The following is a 20,586-nucleotide window of genomic DNA, read 5'->3' as shown; positions in this document are numbered from 1 at the left end:
GGGGGTTATTTGACTGCGGCGGAAGCGACCGGCGCCGGCGCCGGTGCTGCTGCGGGAGCTGCGCCGGCGGGGCCTTTCCACGGCTGCGGATTGACCGTGGCGCCAGGCTTGGCTTTCTGGAAGCCTTCGACCACGATGCGCTCGCCGCCTTTGAGGCCGGAGCTGACCACCCAGTTCTGGCCGTCGTTGGCGGTGGCGGTGACCGGCTGCGCCAGCACCTTGTTGTCGGCGCCGACGACCAGCACCGACGAGCCTTCCGGACTGCGCACCACGGCCTGCTGCGGCACGGTGATGGCGGCGTCGTTGACGCCCTGGTCCAGCCGCGCGCGCACGTACATGCCGGGCAGCAGGGTGTGGTCGGGATTCGGGAAGGCGGCGCGCATCGATACCGCGCCGGTGCTCTCGTCCACCGACACGTCCGAGAACAGCAGCTTGCCCGCTTGCGGGTAAGCCTGGCCGTCTTCGGTGACCAAGGTGACGCGCGCCTCGTTCTTGCCGGCGCCCTTGATCTTGCCGCTGGCGAGCGCGCGTTGCAGTTTCAGCAGCTCGGTCGACGACTGGGTGATGGTGACGTAGATCGGGTCCAGCGTCTGCACGGTGGCCATCGGCGTCGCTTCGCCTTGTCCCACCAGGGCGCCCTCGGTCACCAGCGCGCGGCCGATGCGGCCGGAGATCGGCGAGGTCACGGTGGCGTAGCCCAGGGTCAGGCCGGCGTTGGTGCGCGCGGCCCTGGACGTGGCCAGGTCGGCGGCGGCCTGCTTCTGCGCGGTGACGGCGTCGTCGTACTCCTGCTGGCTGACGGCTTGCGCCGCCAACAACGGTTTATATCGTTTTACCTTTAAATCGGCCTGGGCCAGGTTGGCCTCGGCCTTGGCGACGGCCGCCTGCGCGCTGTCGTAGGAAGCCTGGAAGCTGGCGGGATCGATGCGGAACAGTACCTCGCCGGCCTTGACGTCGCCGCCTTCCTTGAACACCCGTTGCAGCACGATGCCGGCCGTGCGCGCGCGCACCTGCGCGATGCGCGATGCTTCCGTGCGGCCCGGCAGTTCGGTACTCAGGGTGACGGCGGCGGGAGCGACGGTGATGACGGCGACAGTGGCGGGCGGCGGGGCGCCGGGAGCGGCGGCTTTGTCGCCGCAGGCGGCCAGCAGGGATAAGGCGAAAACGGCGGCAGTGTAACGAGGTACTGATCTCATGGATGGTTCTCGTAAAAAGTTTGATATGGTGCGCTTGATCGGCCAGGCGGGGTGGCTGGCTAGGGTCGCAACATTGTAATACAGCCAGTAATGTAACGTTTTGTACGGCAACAAAGTAAAAAAGGCGGCAACACGGCTTGCGCCGCGTTACCGCCTTGATGTCCTGGCCGGCGCTGGATCAGCGCATGCCTGAGATGATTTGCTTCAGCTTGCCCGAGTCGGCGCAGAAGGCGCGGATGCCTTCGCCCAGCTTTTCGGAAGCCATCTGGTCTTCGTTGAGCTGGAAGCGGAAGGTCTTCTCGTCCTGCGACAGCTTGATGATGCCGGCGCCCGGTACGGTCTCCGAGCTCAGCTTGCGCTCGACCGGGGCGTTGCTGTCGGCCAGCTGTTGCAGCAGGTCCGGGCTGATGGTGAGCAGGTCGCAGCCGGCCAGTTCCAGGATCTGGCCGGTGTTGCGGAAGCTCGCGCCCATCACTTCGGTTTTGTAGCCGAACTTGCGGTAGTAGTTGTAGATGCGCTTGACCGACTGCACGCCCGGATCTTCGGCGCCGACGTAGTCGATGCCGGCGGTCTTCTTGTACCAGTCGTAGATGCGGCCGACGAACGGCGAGATCAGCTGCGCGCCCGCTTCGGCGCAGGCGATGGCCTGGCCCAGCGAGAACAGCAGGGTCATGTTGCAGCGGATGCCTTCTTTTTCCAGGATCTCGGCGGCGCGGATGCCTTCCCAGGTGGCGGCCATCTTGATCAGCACGCGCTCGCGCTCGATGCCGGCCTGCTCGTACAGCTTGATCAGCTCGCGGCCCTTGGCCACCGAGCCTTCGACGTCGAACGACAGGCGGGCGTCGATTTCGGTCGATACGCGGCCCGGGATGATGCGCAGGATCTGCTTGCCGAAGGCGATCAGCAGGTGGTCGATGGTCTCGGCGATCGAGTTGTCGAGGTTGTCGCGCACGGCTTTTTCCAGCAGCGGCTTGTATTCATCCTTCTGCACCGCCTTCAGGATCAGCGAAGGATTGGTGGTCGCGTCGCGCGGGGTGTAGGCCTGGATGGACTGGAAATCGCCGGTGTCGGCGACTACGGTGGTGAATTTCTTGAGCTGTTCGAGTTGGTTCATGTGCGCTGCCAGTCGGTTAAGGGGAGTGAGGCTTGCCTTATTGTACTCAACCGTGAACAATTGTTAAAGAAAGCGAAATTCAACAGTCTCCATATTGACACGCAATAAAGGTCAGTTTGCCGTTTAGGCAAGCTCATTCCTGGCGTTGTTCCAGCTGCGACAGGATGCGGTAGGCGGCCTCGATCCGCGCTGCGCCGGGATAGAATTTGTTGGACAGCATGACGATGCCGGTTTTCCGGCCGGGGCTGAAGAGCACGTAGGCGCCGAAGCCGCCGGTCGATCCGGTCTTGTGGAGCAGCGTATCGGCTTGCGGCGCCAGCGGCGGCGTCAGCGGCGTGGCCGGATTGCTCTTCCAGGTCACCTGTTCGGACGCGCTGACCAGCAGGCCCGGCAGGCCTGCGGCGGTGGGATATTGTTCCCAGATCAGATCCTGGGTCATCTTGCCGACCTTGAAGTAGCCGATATGCGTGGCCTCGACCGCCTGGCGCAGCGGATTGTCCAGTGCAGTCTGGCCCAGGTTGGCGTCGACGAAACGGATCAGGTCCGCCGCCGTGGTCTTGATGCCGTAAGCCTCGGGTTCCAGCACAGCGGGATGGACGCGCACCGGCGCATTGGCATCGTTATAGCCCTGGGCGTAGTGCTTCATCTGGTCCGCCGGCACCTTGATGTAGGTTTGCCGCATGCCCAGCGCGGGCAGCAGCCGGGTTTCCATCGCGTCCGCAAATGGCAGCCCCATGCTCTGGGCGCTGACCATGCCCAGCAGGCCGATAGTCAGGTTGGAGTAGGTTCGGCTGGTGCCGGCGGCGCTGGCCGGCTGTTGCCAGCTTCGGTAGTAGTCCATCAGCTGATCGTAGTTCTTGATGTTGTCGGGCACATGCATCGGGAATTGGCCGGCTGTGTGCGTGCCCAGGTGGATCAGGTTGATGTGGTCGAAACTGCTGCCGCGCAGCGCCGGCATATGCTGGCTGACCTGGTCGGACAGCGCCAACCGGCCCTGGGCTTGCGCGTAGGTGGCCAGCGTGGCCACCAGCGTCTTGCTGACCGAGCCGACCTCGAACAGCGTGTCGCGGTCGACCGGGCGGCGGGTTTCCCGCGAGGCGAGGCCGTAGTTGAAGACGTAGTTTTTGCCGTGATCGGTGAGCGCCAGCGCCATGCCGGGGACATCGTATTTTTTCATCAGCGGCTCGATGGTCTGGTCCACCGTTTCCCTGAGCAGTGCCTCTTGCTCCACGGAGCCCAATAACAGCGGGAGTTCCTTGAGCAGCGCCTCGCGCGCCAGCACGCCGGTCGAGACATCCTTCGGCTGCGTGTCGTCCCTTTGCATCAGGTGCGCGAAGCTGAAGCTGCGCTTGCCCTTGCTTGCCCAGCCCACGTACCAGCCGTAGCCGGAGGCGGCGCCGGTCTTGCCGTGGATGCGCCATCCCGCCAGCGGCTGGTCGCGCTGCGTCAAACGCGCGGTCATGTCGTAGGCGTGGGCGCTGACGCCCAGCTGGCGGTTGACCACCTTGTTCAGGAAGGTCAGCTGCTCCAGCGGCGAGATCTTCAGCGATGACGATATCCACGACAAGGTCAGGCCGTCATGTTCGGCATCGCCCGCGACGTTGGCGTTCCCGTACTTGAATTTGCTGGCGTAGCCGGCGAAGCGCTGCATGCCCAGTTGCTGCGTCACTTGCTGCGAGTACCAGACCACCGAGTTCGTCATCCACATGGCGGGATCGGTATCCTGGCGCCAGTCGGCACGCCAGTCGACATAGCCTTCGTGGAACGGCAGCTTGGGCGTGCGCTGGTCTTTCAGGATGCCGGCGTCGTAGCCCATCAGGCTGATGGCGATCTTGAAGGTGGACGCCGGCGTCACCTGGCGCTGGCATTCGCCCCGCTGGAATAAGGTCGGACCGTTGCTGTCGGCAAGCGCCGTGCACACTTCGGCGGCGTGGGCGGCGGAAATAGGGACGAGACTAGCCAGCGCCCCCAATATGATGTGGCGAAAATTCATACGACTCCTTTGGTGGTGTTGCGTGTGTTTAGAGCGCGTCCAGTTGCGCAGGCAGATCGCGCAGGAACGCGTCCCTGGTTCTGGGGCCGGCGGCGGAGCCGGCCTGTTTGTCCGCCAGTACCAGGCGGGAAAAGACCACGGTGCGCCCGTCCTTGGTGGCCCAGCCGACAAACCAGCCGTAGCTGTGCCGTTGGTCGTCGCTGCCGTTGGCCAGCACCGGCGAGGCGGTACCGGTCTTGCCGTGGATTTGCCAGCCGTTCGGCAAGGTGCCCAGTGCGGTGAGGCGGGCGGTCATCTCGTAGGCATGGGCCGACAGTGGCAACTGTCGGTTGACGACCTTGCGCAGGAAGGCCGTCTGCTCGGCCGCCGATATCTTCAGGCTGGACGCGATCCAGGACATGGCCAGGCCGTTGTCCTTGCCGGCGTCGCCCGAGATATCCAGGTTGCCGTAGCCGAAGCTGTTCAGATACTGCTGGAAGCGGCGCGCGCCCAGATTGGCTGTCACCTGCTGCGCGTACCACACGGTCGAGTTGCGTATCCAGCTGGTCGGGTCGGTCGTGGCGCGCCAGTCGGGGTTCCAGTCGATATAGCCGGGCTTGAACGGCAGGCTGGGGGAATGTTCGTCGCGCAGTATGCCGCTGTCATAGCCCATCAGGCTGACGGCGATGTTGAAGGTGGATGCCGGTGTGACGCGCTCGTCGCAATGGCCGTCATGAACCAGTCGCGCGCCGCTGGCGGCATCGACCATTTCCGTGCAGCTGAAGGTGGCCGGTGCTGCCGCCTGCGCCGGCGTGGCGGCGCGGTCGGCCAGGGCGGGCTGGAATACCAGGCTGGTGGCGAAGATGCCCGCCAGGCCGGCGACGGCGGCGCCGCGCGCCCACGGCCCGTGCGGCGTGGCGTCCGGTTCGCGGATCAGACTGATGCGTGCCGCCACTGTGTGGGCGCTGACGCCGCCGAAGGCCAACGCTGTCTTGGCCCGATGCGTGACCGGATGCGGCTGCAAGCGCAGCTGCGCCACCAGCGCGGCCGCATACGCTTTGCGCTGTGCGGGCGGCCGGTTGCGCAGCACGTCGCGGTCGCAGCCGAGCTCCTGCGCCCAGGCCAGGTTGTCGCGCAGCAGGCGCATGAAGGGATTGAACCAGAGCAGCGTTTGCAGCACGATGCCGGTGCTCATCCATTGCAGGTCGTGCCGGCGCAGATGCATGAGTTCGTGTTCGACGATCATTTGCTGCTGCTCTGGGTCGAAGCTGCGCAGATGGCGCGGCAGCAGCAGACGCGGGCGGAACCAGCCGAACAGCATAGGCGATATCGGCGCGTCGACTTCGATGACGGTGAGCGATGGCGCGGGCGTCGCGGCCTGCGCTGGGCTCTGATGCAGGCACTGATCCAGGCCGTGGTGCAGGCCCGGTGTGGCCAGGCGCTCGCCGGTGGCGGCCAGGCCGTTCAGCGTGCGGTGCGCTTGCAGCACGCGGCCCGTGGTGTAGGCCAGCCCCAGCAAGTAGAGCGACAGCCAGGCTTGCGCGGCCCCGGTCAGCCAGGCGCGGTAATCGGTCGTCGCGTTGCCGCCAGCGACCATGGCGGCGGCCGGTGCAGGCGTGGCGGCATGTTCCTGCGCGGCAGGGGCGGCCAGCATGGTTTCGGGGAGTTCAATCGGCGGAAGCAGGCGCAGCCGCTCGCTGTGCGGCAGCAGGATGACCAGGAAGGTCGCGATGATCGTCATCTGGCCCAGCAGCCAGATGGAGCGCTGCACGGCGACTTGGGGCAGGTAGCGGCGGCAAGCGGCGGTCAATGCCCACACCACCAGGCCGGCGGCGACGCAGCCCAGGCTGGCAAGCAGGAAACGGAAAATCAGGAAAGTGGAAATGGCCATGCGACGCCTCTATGCGACAGGTGTCACGCATTATGTGACACGTGTCGCAAGACGTCAAGAACCTTTGTTGTCCGGGGTGGTCAGCCGATGAAGGAGTCGAATTGCAGGTCGAACTCTTGCAGCGCCTTCTGGGCGTTCTGCATCTTCTTGCGGAACTCGGGGCCGCGTTGCAGCGCCAGTCCTACCGCCAGCACGTCGATCACCACCAGATAGGCCAGGCGCGCCGAGATCGGCGTGTAGGGATCGATGTTGAAGATCAGGTCGATCGGGATCAGCACCGTCGCCATGTCCGCCAGCGGCGTGCCGGACGGCGCCAGCACGATGACGTCGGCGCCGCCGCGGCGCGCCAGTTTGATCGAGCGCACCAGCGACGGGCTGTTGCCGCGCTGCGAAATGGCCACCACCGCGTCGCCGGTGCGCAGCAGGGCGGCGGCGATGCTGTGGATGTGCGGGTCGGCATAGGCCACCGTCGGCACGCCGGAGCGGAAGAACTTGTGCTGCGCGTCCGCCGCCACGATGCCGGAGGTGCCCTGGCCGTAGAACTCGATCTTGTTGGCCTTGGACAGGATGTCCAGCGCCCGCTGGATCGCTTCCGGGTCGAGGTTGTTGCGCAGGTCCAGCAGGGTGTTGATCGAACGGCTGCAGATCTTGTTGACCAGGTCGGCCGCGAGGTCGTCCTGGGTCGGCTGTTCGTTCAGGCCGGGCAGGGCCAGCGCCAGGCCTTGCGCCAGCTTGAGCTTGAACTCATGCCAGCCGTCGTAACCCAGCGTGCGGCAAAAACGCACCACGGTCGGCTCGGACACCTGCGCGCTCTTGGCGAGCGCCGTGATGTTCTGGCTGACCGTCTGGCCCGGATGATCAAGCACGGCCAGCGCGACCTTGCGCTCCGATTTGGAGAGCGAGTCGAGCTGGGTGCGGATGGAATCTAAAAGCATTTAGTCCTCAGGCAAAGCTTCTTCGCGCCACTGGAGGCCATCGCGGCCGATCAGTGCCGACGCGGCGGCAGGGCCCCACGTGCCGGAAGCGTAAGGGATAGGGAAGCTGTCGTCGGCCTCCCAGTTGTTCAGGATAGGCTCGACCCATTCCCACGCCGCTTCCAGCTCGTCGCCGCGCATGAACAGGGTCAATTGGCCGCGCAGCACGTCGAGCAGCAGGCGCTCGTAAGCGTCCATGCGCGGCGATTTGAACGATTCGCGGAAGTCCAGTTCCAGCTCGGCCTGTTTCAGGCGCATGCCGTCGCCCGGCGTCTTCGCCATCAGGTTCATGCGCAGGCCTTCGTCCGGCTGCAGGCGGATGACCAGCGAGTTGGGCTGGAAGCTGTTGGTCGGCTGCGCGAAGATCGAGTGCGGGATCTGCTTGAAGCGCACCACGATCTCGGCCAGGCCGTCGGCCATGCGCTTGCCGGTGCGCAGGTAGAACGGCACGCCGGCCCAACGCCAGGTATCGATTTCCGCCTTCATCGCCACGAAGGTCTCGGTGCGCGAATGTTCCGGCGCATCCGGCTCGTCGCGGTAGCTCGGTACAGCCTTGCCATCGACGTGGCCGGCGCGGTACTGGCCGCGCACGATGTTCTGCGCCAGCGTGGTCGGGGTGAATTTTTTCAGCGAACGCAGCACTTGCAGCTTGGCGTCGCGCACGGCGTCCGGCGCGATCGAGGTCGGCGGTTCCATGGCGACGATACACAGCAGTTGCAGCAGGTGGTTTTGCAGCATGTCGCGCAGCGCGCCCGAGGTGTCGTAGTAGCCCATGCGGTTGCCCACGCCCAGCTTCTCGGCGATGGTGATCTGCACGTCGGAGATCCACTCGCGGCGCCACAGCGGCTCGAACAGGATGTTACCGAAGCGCAGGGCCAGCAGATTCTGCACGGTCTCCTTGCCCAGGTAGTGGTCGATACGGTAGATCTGCGATTCCTCGAAGACTTGGCCCACTTCGGCGTTGATCTGCTTGGCCGAGGCCAGGTCGCGGCCCAGCGGCTTTTCCAGCACCACGCGCGAGTTCTTGGTCACCAGGCCGTTGGCCTTCAGGTTCTCGCAGATCTGCGAGAAGATCGCCGGCGGCGTCGCCAGGTAGTAGACCTTGGTGATGGCGTCGTCCTTGCGCAGCGCCTCGACCAGCGACTTGTAGCTGTCGGAGTCGGTGGCGTTGAGCGACACATACACGATGCGGGCGGTGAACTTGGCCCAGGCGGCGGGCGTCACGGCCGGCGACTTGATGTGCGGCTTGGACGTGGTCTCTACCGTATGCAGGAAGTCCTGCTGGCTGGCGTCGGCGCGGCCGACGCAGATGATGCGGGCAGTGGCGGGCAAGTCATTGGCGACGTCGCGGGCGTACATCGCCGGCAGCAATTTGCGCATCGCCAGATCGCCGCTGCCGCCAAACAGAACCAGGTCAAAATCGGTAAGAGCCATAATTATTCGCAGTATGTAGAGTGCTGAAAGAGGGATTACTAGTCGTGACTGTAAATTTACTACACGATTTGTCGTTTTGCAAGAAAATTTACTACATATGCTGCGACTGCAGCATATAGTTTATTCGATATAGGCCGGCTCCGTGCGGCCGGCCACGTCGACGCGAATGGACAGCAGCTTGCCGCTGAGCGGGAACTGCGCCAATTCCGGCGCCGGACGGGCGCCTGCGCTGGTGACATACAGTGTGCGCAGGTCGGCGCCGCCGAAGGCCATCATGGTCGGGCAGCGCACCGGCAGCGCGATCTCGCCGATCAACTCGCCGGTGGGCGACAGCTTGGCCAGGCGCGCGCCTTCGAACATCGCCACCCAGTAATTGCCTTCGCTATCGACCGCGGCGCCGTCGGGACGGCCGCCGTAGTTGTTTTCCTTGTCCATCGAGAACTGGTGCAGCAGGCGCTGGTTGGAGACGGCGCCGGTGGCGACGTCGAAGTCCAGCTTGGTGACGCGGTGGGCGCTGGTGTCGGCGTGATACATGGCGCTGTAGTCCGGGCTGAAGCCCAGGCCATTCGAATTGGTCATGCCGCCCGACCAGGCCTTGCGGATCGCGCCGCGTTCCAGCACGAACATCTCGGCGGCCGGCTTGTCGCGCGGTTCGTAGATGGTGCCGACCCAAAAGCGTCCGGCGCCGTCGACGTGGCCGTCGTTGAAGCGGGTGATGGCGGTGTCGTAGGGCGCGGCGGCGATTTCGGTCAGGCGTACTTCATCGCTGCCGGTGTCGAGGTGGGCGAAGCCGCTGCGCATGGCGACCACCAGGCCGCCCTGGTCGCTGACGGCCAGCGTGGCCGGTTCGCTCGACAGCTTCCACGAGCGGTGCGCGCCGCTGGCCGGATCGAGCCGGTGCACGGTGAAGGCGGGGATGTCGACCCAGTACAGCGCCTGCTCCTGCGCGTGCCACAGCGGGCACTCGCCGGTTTGCATGACGGCGTCGTAGGCTACTTCGATTGGATAGGTACTCATTTCATTGTTATCCGATGAACCGTCATTCCCGCGTAGGCGGGAATCCATAGAACGCCTGCTACGTAGGCTCAGTATGGATTCCCGCCTGCGCGGGGATGACTGGCGGTTAAATGTGCTGGGCGGCTTTGGCCATGATGATCAGGCCATTGGTGGAACTGTCGTGGCGTTCCGGCTTGATGTCGCCGGTCAGTTCCGCATGGATGTTCTTGGCCAGGACTTTGCCCAGCTCCACGCCCCACTGGTCGAAGCTGTTGACGTCCCAGATCACGCCCTGCACAAAGGTCTTGTGCTCATACAGCGCGATCAGCGCACCCAGCGTGGACGGCGTCAACTGGTCCATCAAGATGGTGTTGGACGGACGGTTGCCGGGGAAGGTCTTGTGCGGCACCAGCTCGTCGATCTCGGCTTCGCTCAGCTTCTGCGCGGTCAGGTCGGCACGCACTTCACCGGCGGTCTTGCCGGTCATGAAGGCTTCCGATTGCGCGAAGCAGTTGGCCAGCAGCGAATCATGATGTCCCGCCAGATCATGCGTGGCGCGCAGCGCGGCGATGAAGTCGATCGGCGTGACGTCGGTGCCCTGGTGCAGCAGCTGGAAGTAAGCGTGTTGCGCATTGGTGCCGCACTCGCCCCACACCACCGGGCAGGTAGGCGTATCGACTTCGGCGCCGCCGCGCGTGACGCGCTTGCCGTTGCTCTCCATGTCCAGCTGTTGCAGGTAGGCCGGGAAGCGGCTCAGGTCCTGGTGATATGGCGCGATCGACAGCGAAGCGGCGTTGAGGAACTGGCGGTTCCAGAAGCCGATCATCGCCAGCAGCACCGGCATGTTCTGTTCCAGCGGCGCTACGCGGAAGTGTTCGTCCATCGCATGCGCGCCGCCCAGGAAATCGGTGAAGTAGCCGTAGCCCACCGCCAGCGCCACCGCCAGGCCGATCGCCGACCATACCGAATAACGGCCGCCGACCCAGTCCCAGAACGGGAACATATTGGCCGGATCGATGCCGAAGGCTTTGACCGCCTCGGTGTTGGTGGAGACGGCGACGAAGTGGCGCGCCAGGTCCTCTTCCTTGGCCGATTGCAGGAACCAGGTGCGGGCGGTGCCGGCGTTGAGCATGGTCTCGGCGGTGACGAAGGTCTTGGAGGCGATGATGAACAGCGTGGTCTCGGGATTGACCTGCGCCAGCGCGGCGTCCATGTCATGGCCGTCGACGTTGGAGACGAAGTGCATCTTCAGGCGCGGATGCGCATACGAGCGCAATGCCAGCACCGCCATCTTCGGGCCCAGGTCCGAGCCGCCGATGCCGATGTTGACGACGTCGGTGATCGGCTTGCCGGTGTGGCCCAGCCAGGCGCCGCTGCGCACGCGGTCGGTGAAGTCCTTGATGTGGTCCAGCACCGCGTGCACGTCGTGCGCGATGTCCTGGCCGTCGATGGTCAGCGCCTTGCCACGCGGCATACGCAAGGCCGTGTGCAGCACCGCGCGATGTTCGGTAAGATTGATCTTCTCACCACTCAGCATGGCGTCGCGCTGGCGCTCCACGCCGCGTTCACGGGCCAGGTCCAGCAGCAGGTCGATGGTGCTGGCGTTCAGGCGGTTCTTCGAATAGTCGAGGAACAGGCCGGCCGCGTCCACCGTCAGTTTGGGGAAGCGCTGCGCATCGGTGGCGAACAGCTCGCGCAATTGCCAGTGCTTCGCGGCGGCGGCATGGGATTCGAGGGCTTGGAAGCTGGGAGTGGAGGTCAGTGCTGGCTGGCGCATAATTGAGTGGCGTCGTTAAGTCTGAGGGAGGGGATGCGTGAATGATACATGAAAATCCGGTAAATTCACTACGGTTCCGTCAAAACTATGCTTTCCGGGCTGCGCAGGGTGGGTGGCCAGATACCTCGGACGCCAGCGGGATAAGAAAAGTAGGTTGAATTCGAAATTTTGTAGTAAAATTTCACGGAATTCATTCATAAGGAACGATCATGGCGTTGCATCCAGTCCTAGAAACCGTCACCGCACGCATTATCCAGCGCAGCAAACCATCGCGCGGCGCTTACCTGGCCCATCTTGAAGCTGCCCGCGTCAAAGGCGTCCAGCGCGGCGCCCTGGCCTGCACCAACCTGGCCCACGGCTTTGCCGCTTTCCCCGCCAACGACAAGCTGTCGCTGAAGGAACTCAAGAAGCCATCGGTGGCGATCGTCTCGGCCTACAACGACATGCTGTCGGCCCACCAGCCGTTCGAAGGCTTCCCTGCATTGATCAAGGATGCAGTGCGCGAAGTTGGCGCGGTCGCCCAGTACGCAGGCGGCACGCCCGCCATGTGCGACGGTGTCACCCAAGGCCAGCCGGGCATGGAACTGTCGCTGTTCTCGCGCGACGCCATCGCCATGGCGACCGCCGTCGCGCTGTCGCACAATATGTTCGACTCCGCCGTCTACCTGGGTGTGTGCGACAAGATTGTACCCGGCCTGCTGATCGGCGCGCTGCACTTCGGTCATCTGCCTGCGGTATTCGTGCCGGCCGGCCCGATGACCACCGGCCTGTCGAACTCCGAGAAAGCCAAGATCCGCCAGCTGTACGCGCAAGGCAAAGTCGGCCGCGCAGAACTGCTGGAAGGCGAATCGCAGTCCTACCACAGCGCCGGTACCTGTACCTTCTACGGCACCGCCAACAGCAACCAGATGTTGATGGAAGTCATGGGCCTGCACCTGCCGGGCGCCGCCTTCATCACCCCGAACACCCCGCTGCGCGACGAACTGACCAAGGCTGCCGCCAAGCGCGCCGCCGTCATCACCGCGCAATCGAGCGAATACCTGCCGGTCGGCCATGTGGTCGATGAGAAGTGCATCGTCAACGCGATTGTCGCGTTGCTGACCACCGGTGGCTCGACCAACCACACGCTGCACCTGGTGGCCATCGCCAAGGCGGCCGGCATCGTCATCGACTGGAACGACTTCGACGAACTGTCGAAAGTAGTGCCGCTGCTGACGCGTATCTACCCGAACGGCAACGCCGACGTGAACCACTTCCATGCCGCCGGCGGCACCGGCTTCGTCATCCGCGAACTGCTGGACGGCGGCCTGCTGCACGACGACGTCACCACCATCCTGGGCAAGGGCCTGCGCGCGCACTGCGCCGAGCCGTTCCTGGGCGAAGCAGGCAAGGGCGTGGTCTGGAAGGATTCGCCGACCGAGTCGGGCGACGAAGCGGTGCTGCGCAAGATCACCGCGCCGTTCTCGCCGGACGGCGGCACCGTGCTGGTACAGGGCAACCTGGGCCGCGCCGTGATGAAGGTATCGGCCGTCAAGCCTGAGCATCAGACGGTGGAAGCGCCGGCGCTGGTGTTCAACTCGCAGGAAGATTTCATGGACGCCTACAAGGCCGGCCAGCTCGATCGCGACTTCGTCGCCGTGCTGCGCTTCCAGGGCCCGCGCGCCAACGGCATGCCGGAACTGCACGCGCTGACGCCGGCGCTGGCCAACCTGCAGGACGCCGGCCGCCACGTGGCGCTGGTCACCGACGGCCGCATGTCTGGCGCGTCGGGCAAGGTGCCGGCGGCGATTCACGTGTCGCCGGAGATTTTGGCCGGCGGTCCGCTGGGCCTGGTGCGTGATGGCGACATCATCCGCGTCTGCGCCCGCACCGGCACGCTGGAAGCGCTGGTTGAAACGAGCGTATGGCATTCGCGTTCGCTGGCCACGGCTGACTTGACGCCGAACGGCGTCGGCATGGGCCGTGAGTTGTTCGCCATGTTCCGCAACAGCGTGTGCGAAGCGGAGAAGGGCGCGACCACTTTCGGTCTGCCGTCGCCTATCCCTACCACGGTAGGCCTGCATGACAAAGACCCGGTCGGCAATACCGTGCCAGGTTCCGATGAAGATTACTCGATGAAGAAAGATGCGTAAATCATGACCATGACTCTGCTCGACATTATGCGTACCTCGGCCGTGATCCCAGTGATCGCGATAGACGAACCTGAACATGCAGTACCGCTGGCGCGCGCGCTGGTGGCCGGCGGCATCCGCGTGCTGGAAGTGACGCTGCGCACCAAGCACGGCCTGGCCGCGATCAAGGCCATGTCGGAAGTGGAAGGCGCCATCGTCGGCGTCGGCACGCTGACGCAGCCGGAAAAATTCGCTGCCGCGCGTGATGCGGGTGCGGTGTTCGGCGTGTCGCCGGGCTTGACGTCGGCGTTGATCGCCGCCGCCAAGAGCAGCGGCCTGCCGCTGCTGCCGGGCGTGATGACGCCGTCGGAAGTGATGGCTGCGCGTGAGCATGGTTTCCGTCAGTTGAAATTGTTCCCGGCGGTGCCGGCGGGCGGCATCGGCATGTTGAACGCGATCGGCGGTCCGCTGCCGGACGTGATGTTCTGCCCAACCGGCGGCATCTCGCAAGAGACCGCGTCGCAGTTCCTGGCACTGAAGAACGTAGCCTGCGTAGGCGGCTCGTGGCTGACGCCGAAAGACGCTATCGCGGCTGGTGACTGGCAGCGCATCACGGACCTGGCCAAGGCGGCCAGCGGATTGCGGTAAAGATGAGACAACGGCGCTTAGGGCGCCGTTTTACTGAGCAAGTCGCTCATGCGTTGTTGCCATCCAGGGCCCGTGGCCTTCCAGCGCTCGATGACGTCGACGGGAAGGAGTAGCGACACACCTTCTGTTGCTTGTTGAGCTCCTGGCTGCGTCAGCCGGGCTGCTTGCCTTAAGTGCATCTGCTTTACTGATTCCAGTAAATCGCGTTGGAATTCTTCCTTTTCAGATGGCATTTTTAATCCTCCTTTTTAATTCGGCCAGAAAAGTTGTTGGCAGCTTGTCTAATTCGGATTTTGCATAGACGATCAGGAGCCAGACAACCTCGTCTGCATCACAGAAATAAATCACTCTTGCCCCGCTTCGCTTGCCTTGTCCCTGCCGCGACCATCGCACTTTCCGGCAGCCGCCGCTGCCGGGAATGACGTCACCGGCGTTAGGGTGGCTTGCGATCCATGAAATGAATTCCGCGCGTTCTGCATCGTTCCAGATTTCTGAGGCGTAGCGGACGAAAACAGGCGTTTCAGCCACGGTACGCATGATGAAATTCTACGCCGAACAGCGAGGCTGCAGTTGGAATTGCTGTCTTCATCGCGGACTCCTGAGATATTACGTCTCATAAGCCTAGCGTGGTGAATAGTTGAGGTTTTGATCCTTTCGATCAAACTTCATATTTAGTAAGCAAGTAGCTCATGCGTTGTTGCCACTCTTTTTATGGATGCTGGTGCTTGTAAAGAAACCAGGTCAGCACCATCATGAGCGTCAGCGAGAATAGTGCAGAAATGAGCAACCTCCTCTTTGCGTGTGGTTTGCCTATTGTTTTTGCAAAGATGATTCCCCACGCTATTGGCATGGCCGCATAGGCTGCGAGTGACACGCTACGCAGCGACTCAGAGCATGATTCAGCGCACACATTTGTGCTTGCCATAATCTCAATGGCGCGAGGCACCATGTCGAAGAGAACGCCTGCCAAAAAACCGAAGACAAAGAGAATAATTTTTCTCTTCATTACCTGAGCTCGAAGAGGTTAATAGCAGTGTGCACCTGCACGGTCATTGTAGCCATACATACCCGTCAGCGGTTTGGATTCAGGCAGAACAGACCCGCTTTGGCGGCGAGTTCCAGTATCGGCGCTGCTTGCTCGCGGTTTTTGAGGTACAGGATGTTGGTGTCGTCCCAGCCAGCCGCGTAGATGCAGCCCAGTTCCGGCAGGATGATGAATTGCGACGGCACGCCGTAGTCGTCGAAGCGCGACTGGCGCAGGAAGCCTTCGCGGTCGGTGTAGCGCTTCAGCACCGACTTGGCCTTGGCCGGCCAGCGGCCGCGGTAGCGCAGCGTGTAGATCGGCGTCAGGTCGAACAGCGCCGCCCAGTGCTGCTCGAACTTCTTGTTGCGCTGTACGCGCTCCTGGCCTTCGAAACAGTCCAGCAGATGCCATTCGCTCTCGTCGTCGAGCCAGTGGTCGAACACGGAGATCGCCAGGCGCTCCATGCCGCCGTCCGAGTCCAACTCCCTGATTTGCTTCAATTGCGGAAACTGCCGATTGATTTCGGCAGCGACGTTCGCGTCAACGCGAGACAGCATCTTCATATACATCCTTGATTGGTGACTGGGCTTTCAGCGCCGAAGTATATACCTCAAGCCACCGCGCTGGTGATGTGCTCGCGCAGCCATTGATGCGCCGGGTCGCGATGCGAACGTTCATGCCACAGCATGGCCATCTCATAGCCCGGCACCTCAACCGGCGGCGCCACGCTGCGCAGTCCGGGATGACCACGCACCAGCCGCTCCGGCAGCATCGCGACCATGTCGGTACTCGCCAGCGCCGATATCACAAAGAGGAAGTGCGGCACCGATAGCGCCACCCGCCGCGACATCCCCGTCGCCGCCAGCGTTTTATCCGTGATGCCGCTGAACCCTCCGCCGTCGGGCGATACGATCACATGCTCCAAGGCGCAGAACTGCGCCAGCGTCGGCCGTCGTTTCAGGCGCGGATGACCGCTGCGCCCCGCCAGTACGTAGCGTTCCCGGAACAGCAGCCGATGACGCATGCCGGGCGGCGCCTCCTCGCTGGTGTGGAAGGCCAGGTCGATCTCGCCCGACTCCGCCTGCCTGGCGATGCGCGGCGGGACCAGTTCAAGCACCGCCAACCGCGTCCCGGGCGCCGCCGAGCGCAAGCCCGCCAGCGCCGGTAGCAGGATGGTCGATTCGCCGTAGTCGCTGGCGGCGACGCGCCAGGTTTGATTCGCTTCCAGCGGATCGAACGGACTGGCCGGCGACACCGCGCGGCCTAGCGCCTCCAGCGCCAGCCGCAACGGTTCGCGCAATTGTTCGGCGCGCGCGGTGGGCCGCATGCCGCGCGGTCCGGGCAGCAGCAGCGGATCGCCGAAGATGTCGCGCAGCTTCGCCAGGTGCACGCTGATGGACGGCTGTGAAAAATTCAAACGCTCCGCCGCCCGCGTTACGTTGTGCTCCGAAAGCAGCACGTCCAGCGTCACCAGCAGGTTGAGGTCCAGACGGCGGAGATTATTCATGGCTATACCTGGGATATTGGAAATTCATTTCTAATATACCTGACGCAGTCCTATGCTGGTGTTTTCCAGTCTAGGAGTAGCGTCATGAATGTTCTGATTGTGTATGCCCATCCCGAACCGCAGTCCTTGAACGGAGCGCTGAAAGATTTCGCGGTGCGGCGTCTTGAGGCGGCGGGACACGCCGTCCAGGTGTCCGACCTGTATGTGATGAAGTGGAAGGCGCCGGTCGATGCCGACGACATCGTCGGCGGCCCGGTCGGCGCCCGTTTCGATCCGGTGATGGATTCCCGCCACGCCTACGCCAACAATTTGCAAAGCGCCGATATCGCCGCCGAGCAGGACAAGCTGCGCTGGGCCGATACCGTCATCTTCCAGTTCCCGATGTGGTGGTTTTCGATGCCGGCCATTATGAAGGGCTGGGTGGAGCGGGTCTATGCGTATGGCTTCGGCTACGGCGTTGGCGAGCATTCGGATGTGCGCTGGGGCGACCGCTACGGCGAGGGCACGCTGGCCGGCAAGCGCGCCATGCTGGTGGTCACGGCGGGGGGATGGGAGTCGCACTACGGTCCGCGCGGCATCAACGGGCCGATCGACGATCTCCTGTTCCCGATTCACCATGGCATCCTGTACTACCCGGGCATGGAAGTACTGCCGCCGCTGGTGGTCTATCGCAGCGATCGCATGGACGATGCCAGGTTTTCCGCCGTTCGCGACGAACTCGGACGGCGTCTCGACACGCTGGCGCAAACCGCGCCGATACCGTTCCGCCAGCAGAATGCCGGCGACTACGACATCCCCGCGATGACGCTGAAAAACGATATCGCGCCCGGGGTGTCCGGCTTTGCCGCGCACCTCGCTGAGTCGCCCGGTTGAGGGCTACTGGAACGTGGCGAGGTATTTAGCCGGCACCGTTACCTCATACAGCGCGCCGGAGAGGGCCGCGACGATCAGCGTGGCGGCCGTGAAGCCGGAGGTCACCAGCAGCGCCTTGGCGACGCGCATCGCCCCAGCGCTCAGGCGATCCTGCGCCAGCCAGTGCAGCGCCCGCGCCAGATGGACCGTGACCGCCAGCACGGCAAGGAAGTAGTAGGGCATGAAGAAGTAACGATACGGCAGCACGTGCATGCCGGCGGCGGCATAGTAGAAGTTCGTATCGAGCCCGAACTGCATGCGTCCGGCCAGCACCGCGCCCACATGCACCAGCAGGAAGAACGCCAGGTACAGCCCTGAGCCGAGCTGCAACAGGTCGAGTCCTTCGTGCCGGTCGCGCCAACGGCGGCGGACGAAGGTCAAGCCGCTGACGACCTGGCTGGCGACGCACAGCAGCAGGATGATCTCGACCATCCGGTTGCGGTACACAGCGCGGAACGCCTCCATGAAGTGGATGTGCGCCTCCGGGCTGCTTATCGCCAGCAGGTGGTTGAACAGATGCAGCGTCAAGAAAGCGCCGAGTACACCGGCGCCCGCGCGATGGATCTTGTGCAGCATGCGGCTTACTCGATGCGGTCGCGGTCGCGCAACCGCATGCGCAGGCCAACCGGCGACATCGTAAAGGCCATCAGCTCCTCAGGCTCCTTGCCGTCCACCGTGTCCAGTGAGGCGATGTCGAAGCTGCTGAGCAGCATGGCGCTGGCCAGTTTGATTTCCAGCAGCGCCAGATAGCGTCCAGGGCAGGTGCGCACGCCGGAACCGAACGGCATCGACACATGCTTGTCCATCGCACCGTCGCCTTTTTTCAGCCAGCGGTCGGGATCGAACTGGCTGGCCTGCGCCACGTGGCTTTCGCTGACGCTGTCGTGGCGCATCACACACCATACCAAGCCGCCCTTGGGGATCTGCACGTCGCCGATCACGCTGTCGCGCAGGGCTTCCAGCGGCAGGAAGGGCGCCACCGGTTTCAAACGCATGGCTTCCTGGGCGCAGGCGTCGAGGTAGTCCAGCGCATCCATTTGCTCGATGGTGAAGGCGGCCGTGTCGGGCGCGATGCGCAGCACTTCCTCGCGCGCCTTGCGCAGCGCGGCCGGGTTCTTTTGCAGCAGGTACAGCATCCACGCCAGCGTGTTGCTGGTGGTGTCCTCGCCGGCCAGCAGCATGGTGGTGACGTTGCCCGCCACGGCGACGTCGTCGACGCCGCTGTCGCCTTCGTCGGCCGCGCAGATCATCGCTTCCAGCAGGTTGGTGGGACGCTCGCGCCGCTGCGGTTCGGCCGCCAGGCGGACGCGCGCGGTGGCGATCAGTTCATCGACGGCTTTGTCCAGTTCTCGCACGCAGTGGTCCAGGTGGCGGTCGCGCGGCAGCTTGACGTAGCGCCAGTACGGGAACAGCGCGAACGAGCGGCGCGACACTTCCGGCAGGATGGTGTCCATATGGCGCTGGATCACGTCGTCGCCGCCGTCGATGGTGTTGACGTCGTTGCCGAAGGCCAGGCCGGCGATCACGTCGACGCTGAAGCGCTTCAGGTCTTCGGTCAGGTCGATCGCGCTGCCGTCGCGCGCGGCCTGCCGCCAGCGGCGTTGCAGCCGCAGGCCGACCGACACCAGCGAAGGGAAGTAGGCCTTCACCGCGTGCGGCGCCAGTGCGGTCATCACCATGCGGCGCTGGTTGCGCCAGGTCGCGCCTTCGGCAAGGAACACGCCGGGGCGTCCGCCCATCTCGTTCGACACCTCGGCCGTGATGGAAGGGCGGCGGAAGCCGTCCGGCCGGTCGCGCAGCGCGGCGTTGACCAGCTCGTGATCGGCCAGAACCACCATCGGCACCGGGCCGATGTTGATCTTGAACACGGGCCCGTAGCGCTTGCTCCATTCCTCGACATTGCGGTGGACCTGGTCCAGTTTCATGTTCGGCAGGTTGCCCATCAGCGGCCAGGGGCGCGGGCCGGGCAGGCTGGCGATGGTGCGCAGGCGAGTGGCGTCGGGGGCTGTGATCGTGTTCTCCATTTCGGCTTCCTTTCGTGATGATGCCTCACTATGCCGGGTCGCCGCCGGCGCGTATTGAACGTTTGCGACAGCTTTGGTATAAACTTTACAAATGTCCAACACCGAACCTTCCCTGACGCGCTTGATCGTGCCGCCTTTCGCGCTGGCTTCTTGCGTGCGCGCCTACATCACGCGCAGCACGATGGAGCAGCCGCTGACCGACCCGGCCGACCGCTTCAATCATTTCCCCGCCACGCCGCATTGTTCGATCACCTGGTTCATCGAGGGCGAGGCCGAGGTGGTGCAGCCGCCGGGCATGCCGAAGACCGAGATACGCGCCGTGTTTGTCGGCCCGCAGACGCGGCCGATGGCGACCTACAATCCGGGGCCGGTGCGCATCTTCATGGTGATGTTCTATCCGCAGGCCATGCACGCGCTGAGCGGCATCGATGTGCCGTCGTGGGTGAACCGTTGGGACGATGTCGGGCAAGTGTTGGGGCCGGAGTGGGGCGCGATGTCCGAGGCGCTGCTGGCGGCCGCCGACGATGCCGGCCGGATGGCGGTGCTGGAAGCCTTCCTCGCGCCGCGCTGGCAGGCCGCGCGTCCCGGCGGCCCCGGCGCGACGGCGGGCGACTGGGTGAGGCATCTGGCGTGGCAGGTGGCCGATACCGCGCTGGGCCGCGGCGTGCGCAGCATCGAGCGCCACATCAAGGCGCGCGCCGGCCAGCCGATGCGCAAGTTGCTGCGCCTGCAGCGCGCCGAGCAATCGTTCTTCGACGCCCGCGACGAGTTCCTGGCGGGACGGGTGGTGTGGTCCGACGTGGCCGCGCGCGGCGGTTATTCCGACCAGTCCCACTTCTGCCGCGAGGCGCGCGAGATCACCGGCCACAGTCCGCACGAACTGGCGCGCATCATGAAGTCCGAAGACGAAAGCTACTGGATCTACCGCATCTGGACGTAAATCCGGGGTCAGGTCCCCCATTTGAGCATGAGTTCGGCTGTATCAGCCGAACTCATGCTCAAATGG

The 20,586-nt window shown here is 64.2% G+C and carries 19 protein-coding genes and 2 pseudogenes; 4 read left to right on the top strand and 17 right to left on the bottom strand.

The annotated features are described in order from the left end of the window. Window positions 1–5 precede the first annotated feature (5 nt). The 10 genes and pseudogenes from V6M89_RS28200 to pgi form a co-directional block, all read right to left on the bottom strand. Complete coding sequence (locus V6M89_RS28200; protein ID WP_332856331.1) at window positions 6–1,196, bottom strand: efflux RND transporter periplasmic adaptor subunit; 1,191 nt, start codon at window positions 1,194–1,196, stop codon at window positions 6–8. 178 nt (window positions 1,197–1,374) lie between these two features. Beyond that, on the bottom strand, window positions 1,375–2,310 hold the full coding sequence (tal, locus tag V6M89_RS28195) for a transaldolase (protein ID WP_332856330.1): 936 nt from the start codon (window positions 2,308–2,310) through the stop codon (window positions 1,375–1,377). Between the two features lie 133 nt (window positions 2,311–2,443). Further along, the gene (gene ampC / locus V6M89_RS30480) at window positions 2,444–3,556 is read right to left on the bottom strand and encodes a class C beta-lactamase (protein ID WP_442882011.1); all 1,113 of its coding nucleotides are present in this window, start codon (window positions 3,554–3,556) and stop codon (window positions 2,444–2,446) included. Continuing rightward, window positions 3,539–4,303: pseudogene (blaOXA, locus tag V6M89_RS30475) on the bottom strand (class D beta-lactamase); the annotation flags it as partial. The pseudogene blaOXA (V6M89_RS30475) and the gene ampC, both read right to left, overlap by 18 nt. Window positions 4,304–4,331: 28 nt before the next feature. Continuing rightward, window positions 4,332–5,114 (bottom strand): class D beta-lactamase, encoded by a 783-nt coding sequence (gene blaOXA, locus V6M89_RS30470; RefSeq protein WP_442882010.1) that lies wholly within the window; start codon window positions 5,112–5,114, stop codon window positions 4,332–4,334. 174 nt (window positions 5,115–5,288) lie between these two features. Then, a pseudogene (locus V6M89_RS30465) lies at window positions 5,289–6,173 on the bottom strand (M56 family metallopeptidase); the annotation flags it as partial. 80 nt (window positions 6,174–6,253) lie between these two features. Continuing rightward, the gene (locus V6M89_RS28180) at window positions 6,254–7,108 is read right to left on the bottom strand and encodes an SIS domain-containing protein (protein WP_116990339.1); all 855 of its coding nucleotides are present in this window, start codon (window positions 7,106–7,108) and stop codon (window positions 6,254–6,256) included. Then, window positions 7,109–8,581 carry a glucose-6-phosphate dehydrogenase gene (gene zwf / locus V6M89_RS28175; protein ID WP_117011569.1) on the bottom strand — a complete coding sequence of 491 codons (1,473 nt, stop codon included), beginning with the start codon at window positions 8,579–8,581 and terminating at the stop codon, window positions 7,109–7,111. Window positions 8,582–8,701: 120 nt separating this feature from the next. Continuing rightward, on the bottom strand, window positions 8,702–9,598 hold the full coding sequence (locus V6M89_RS28170) for an SMP-30/gluconolactonase/LRE family protein (protein ID WP_332856327.1): 897 nt from the start codon (window positions 9,596–9,598) through the stop codon (window positions 8,702–8,704). Window positions 9,599–9,704: 106 nt separating this feature from the next. Continuing rightward, window positions 9,705–11,354: a glucose-6-phosphate isomerase gene (gene pgi / locus V6M89_RS28165; protein ID WP_332856326.1), complete on the bottom strand. Its 1,650-nt coding sequence runs from the start codon at window positions 11,352–11,354 to the stop codon at window positions 9,705–9,707. Between the two features lie 209 nt (window positions 11,355–11,563). Here pgi and edd point away from each other — a divergent pair, with 209 nt between their 5' ends. Together edd and eda are read left to right on the top strand one after the other, a co-directional pair. Continuing rightward, the gene (gene edd / locus V6M89_RS28160; protein WP_332856325.1) at window positions 11,564–13,486 is read left to right on the top strand and encodes a phosphogluconate dehydratase; all 1,923 of its coding nucleotides are present in this window, start codon (window positions 11,564–11,566) and stop codon (window positions 13,484–13,486) included. 3 nt (window positions 13,487–13,489) lie between these two features. Further along, entirely contained in the window at window positions 13,490–14,113 is a 624-nt protein-coding gene (gene eda, locus V6M89_RS28155; RefSeq protein ID WP_332856324.1) for a bifunctional 4-hydroxy-2-oxoglutarate aldolase/2-dehydro-3-deoxy-phosphogluconate aldolase, read from the top strand. Between the two features lie 17 nt (window positions 14,114–14,130). On the opposite strand, the gene V6M89_RS28150 is transcribed toward eda, so the two are convergent. From V6M89_RS28150 to V6M89_RS28130, 5 genes are all read right to left on the bottom strand, one after another. Then, window positions 14,131–14,346 (bottom strand): BrnA antitoxin family protein, encoded by a 216-nt coding sequence (locus tag V6M89_RS28150; RefSeq protein ID WP_332856323.1) that lies wholly within the window; start codon window positions 14,344–14,346, stop codon window positions 14,131–14,133. Further along, window positions 14,336–14,650, bottom strand: a complete 315-nt coding sequence (locus tag V6M89_RS28145; protein ID WP_332856322.1) for a transcriptional regulator — start codon at window positions 14,648–14,650, stop codon at window positions 14,336–14,338. The genes V6M89_RS28150 and V6M89_RS28145 overlap by 11 nt, the downstream gene beginning before the upstream one ends. A gap of 172 nt (window positions 14,651–14,822) precedes the next feature. Next, a complete protein-coding gene (locus V6M89_RS28140; RefSeq protein ID WP_332856321.1) occupies window positions 14,823–15,119 on the bottom strand; it encodes a hypothetical protein in 297 nt (98 codons plus the stop codon). Window positions 15,120–15,184: 65 nt separating this feature from the next. After that, window positions 15,185–15,700 (bottom strand): hypothetical protein, encoded by a 516-nt coding sequence (locus V6M89_RS28135; protein WP_332856320.1) that lies wholly within the window; start codon window positions 15,698–15,700, stop codon window positions 15,185–15,187. 47 nt (window positions 15,701–15,747) lie between these two features. Continuing rightward, window positions 15,748–16,644, bottom strand: a complete 897-nt coding sequence (locus V6M89_RS28130) for a LysR family transcriptional regulator (protein WP_332856319.1) — start codon at window positions 16,642–16,644, stop codon at window positions 15,748–15,750. 84 nt (window positions 16,645–16,728) lie between these two features. Between V6M89_RS28130 and V6M89_RS28125 the strand changes: the two genes are divergently transcribed. Then, window positions 16,729–17,517 (top strand): NAD(P)H-dependent oxidoreductase, encoded by a 789-nt coding sequence (locus tag V6M89_RS28125; protein WP_332856318.1) that lies wholly within the window; start codon window positions 16,729–16,731, stop codon window positions 17,515–17,517. Between the two features lie 3 nt (window positions 17,518–17,520). Here the strand turns inward: V6M89_RS28125 and V6M89_RS28120 are convergent, their stop codons facing one another. Together V6M89_RS28120 and V6M89_RS28115 are read right to left on the bottom strand one after the other, a co-directional pair. Then, the gene (locus V6M89_RS28120) at window positions 17,521–18,132 is read right to left on the bottom strand and encodes a hypothetical protein (protein WP_332856317.1); all 612 of its coding nucleotides are present in this window, start codon (window positions 18,130–18,132) and stop codon (window positions 17,521–17,523) included. A 5-nt stretch (window positions 18,133–18,137) separates the two neighbouring features. Then, a complete protein-coding gene (locus tag V6M89_RS28115; RefSeq protein WP_332856316.1) occupies window positions 18,138–19,580 on the bottom strand; it encodes a cytochrome P450 in 1,443 nt (480 codons plus the stop codon). Window positions 19,581–19,671: 91 nt separating this feature from the next. Between V6M89_RS28115 and V6M89_RS28110 the strand changes: the two genes are divergently transcribed. Next, window positions 19,672–20,520 (top strand): helix-turn-helix domain-containing protein, encoded by an 849-nt coding sequence (locus V6M89_RS28110; protein ID WP_332856315.1) that lies wholly within the window; start codon window positions 19,672–19,674, stop codon window positions 20,518–20,520. Window positions 20,521–20,586 lie beyond the last annotated feature (66 nt).

The sequence above is a fragment of the Duganella sp. S19_KUP01_CR8 genome (assembly GCF_036688705.1).
Taxonomy (GTDB): domain Bacteria; phylum Pseudomonadota; class Gammaproteobacteria; order Burkholderiales; family Burkholderiaceae_D; genus Rugamonas.
This window is presented reverse-complemented; position numbering and strand designations above follow the sequence as displayed.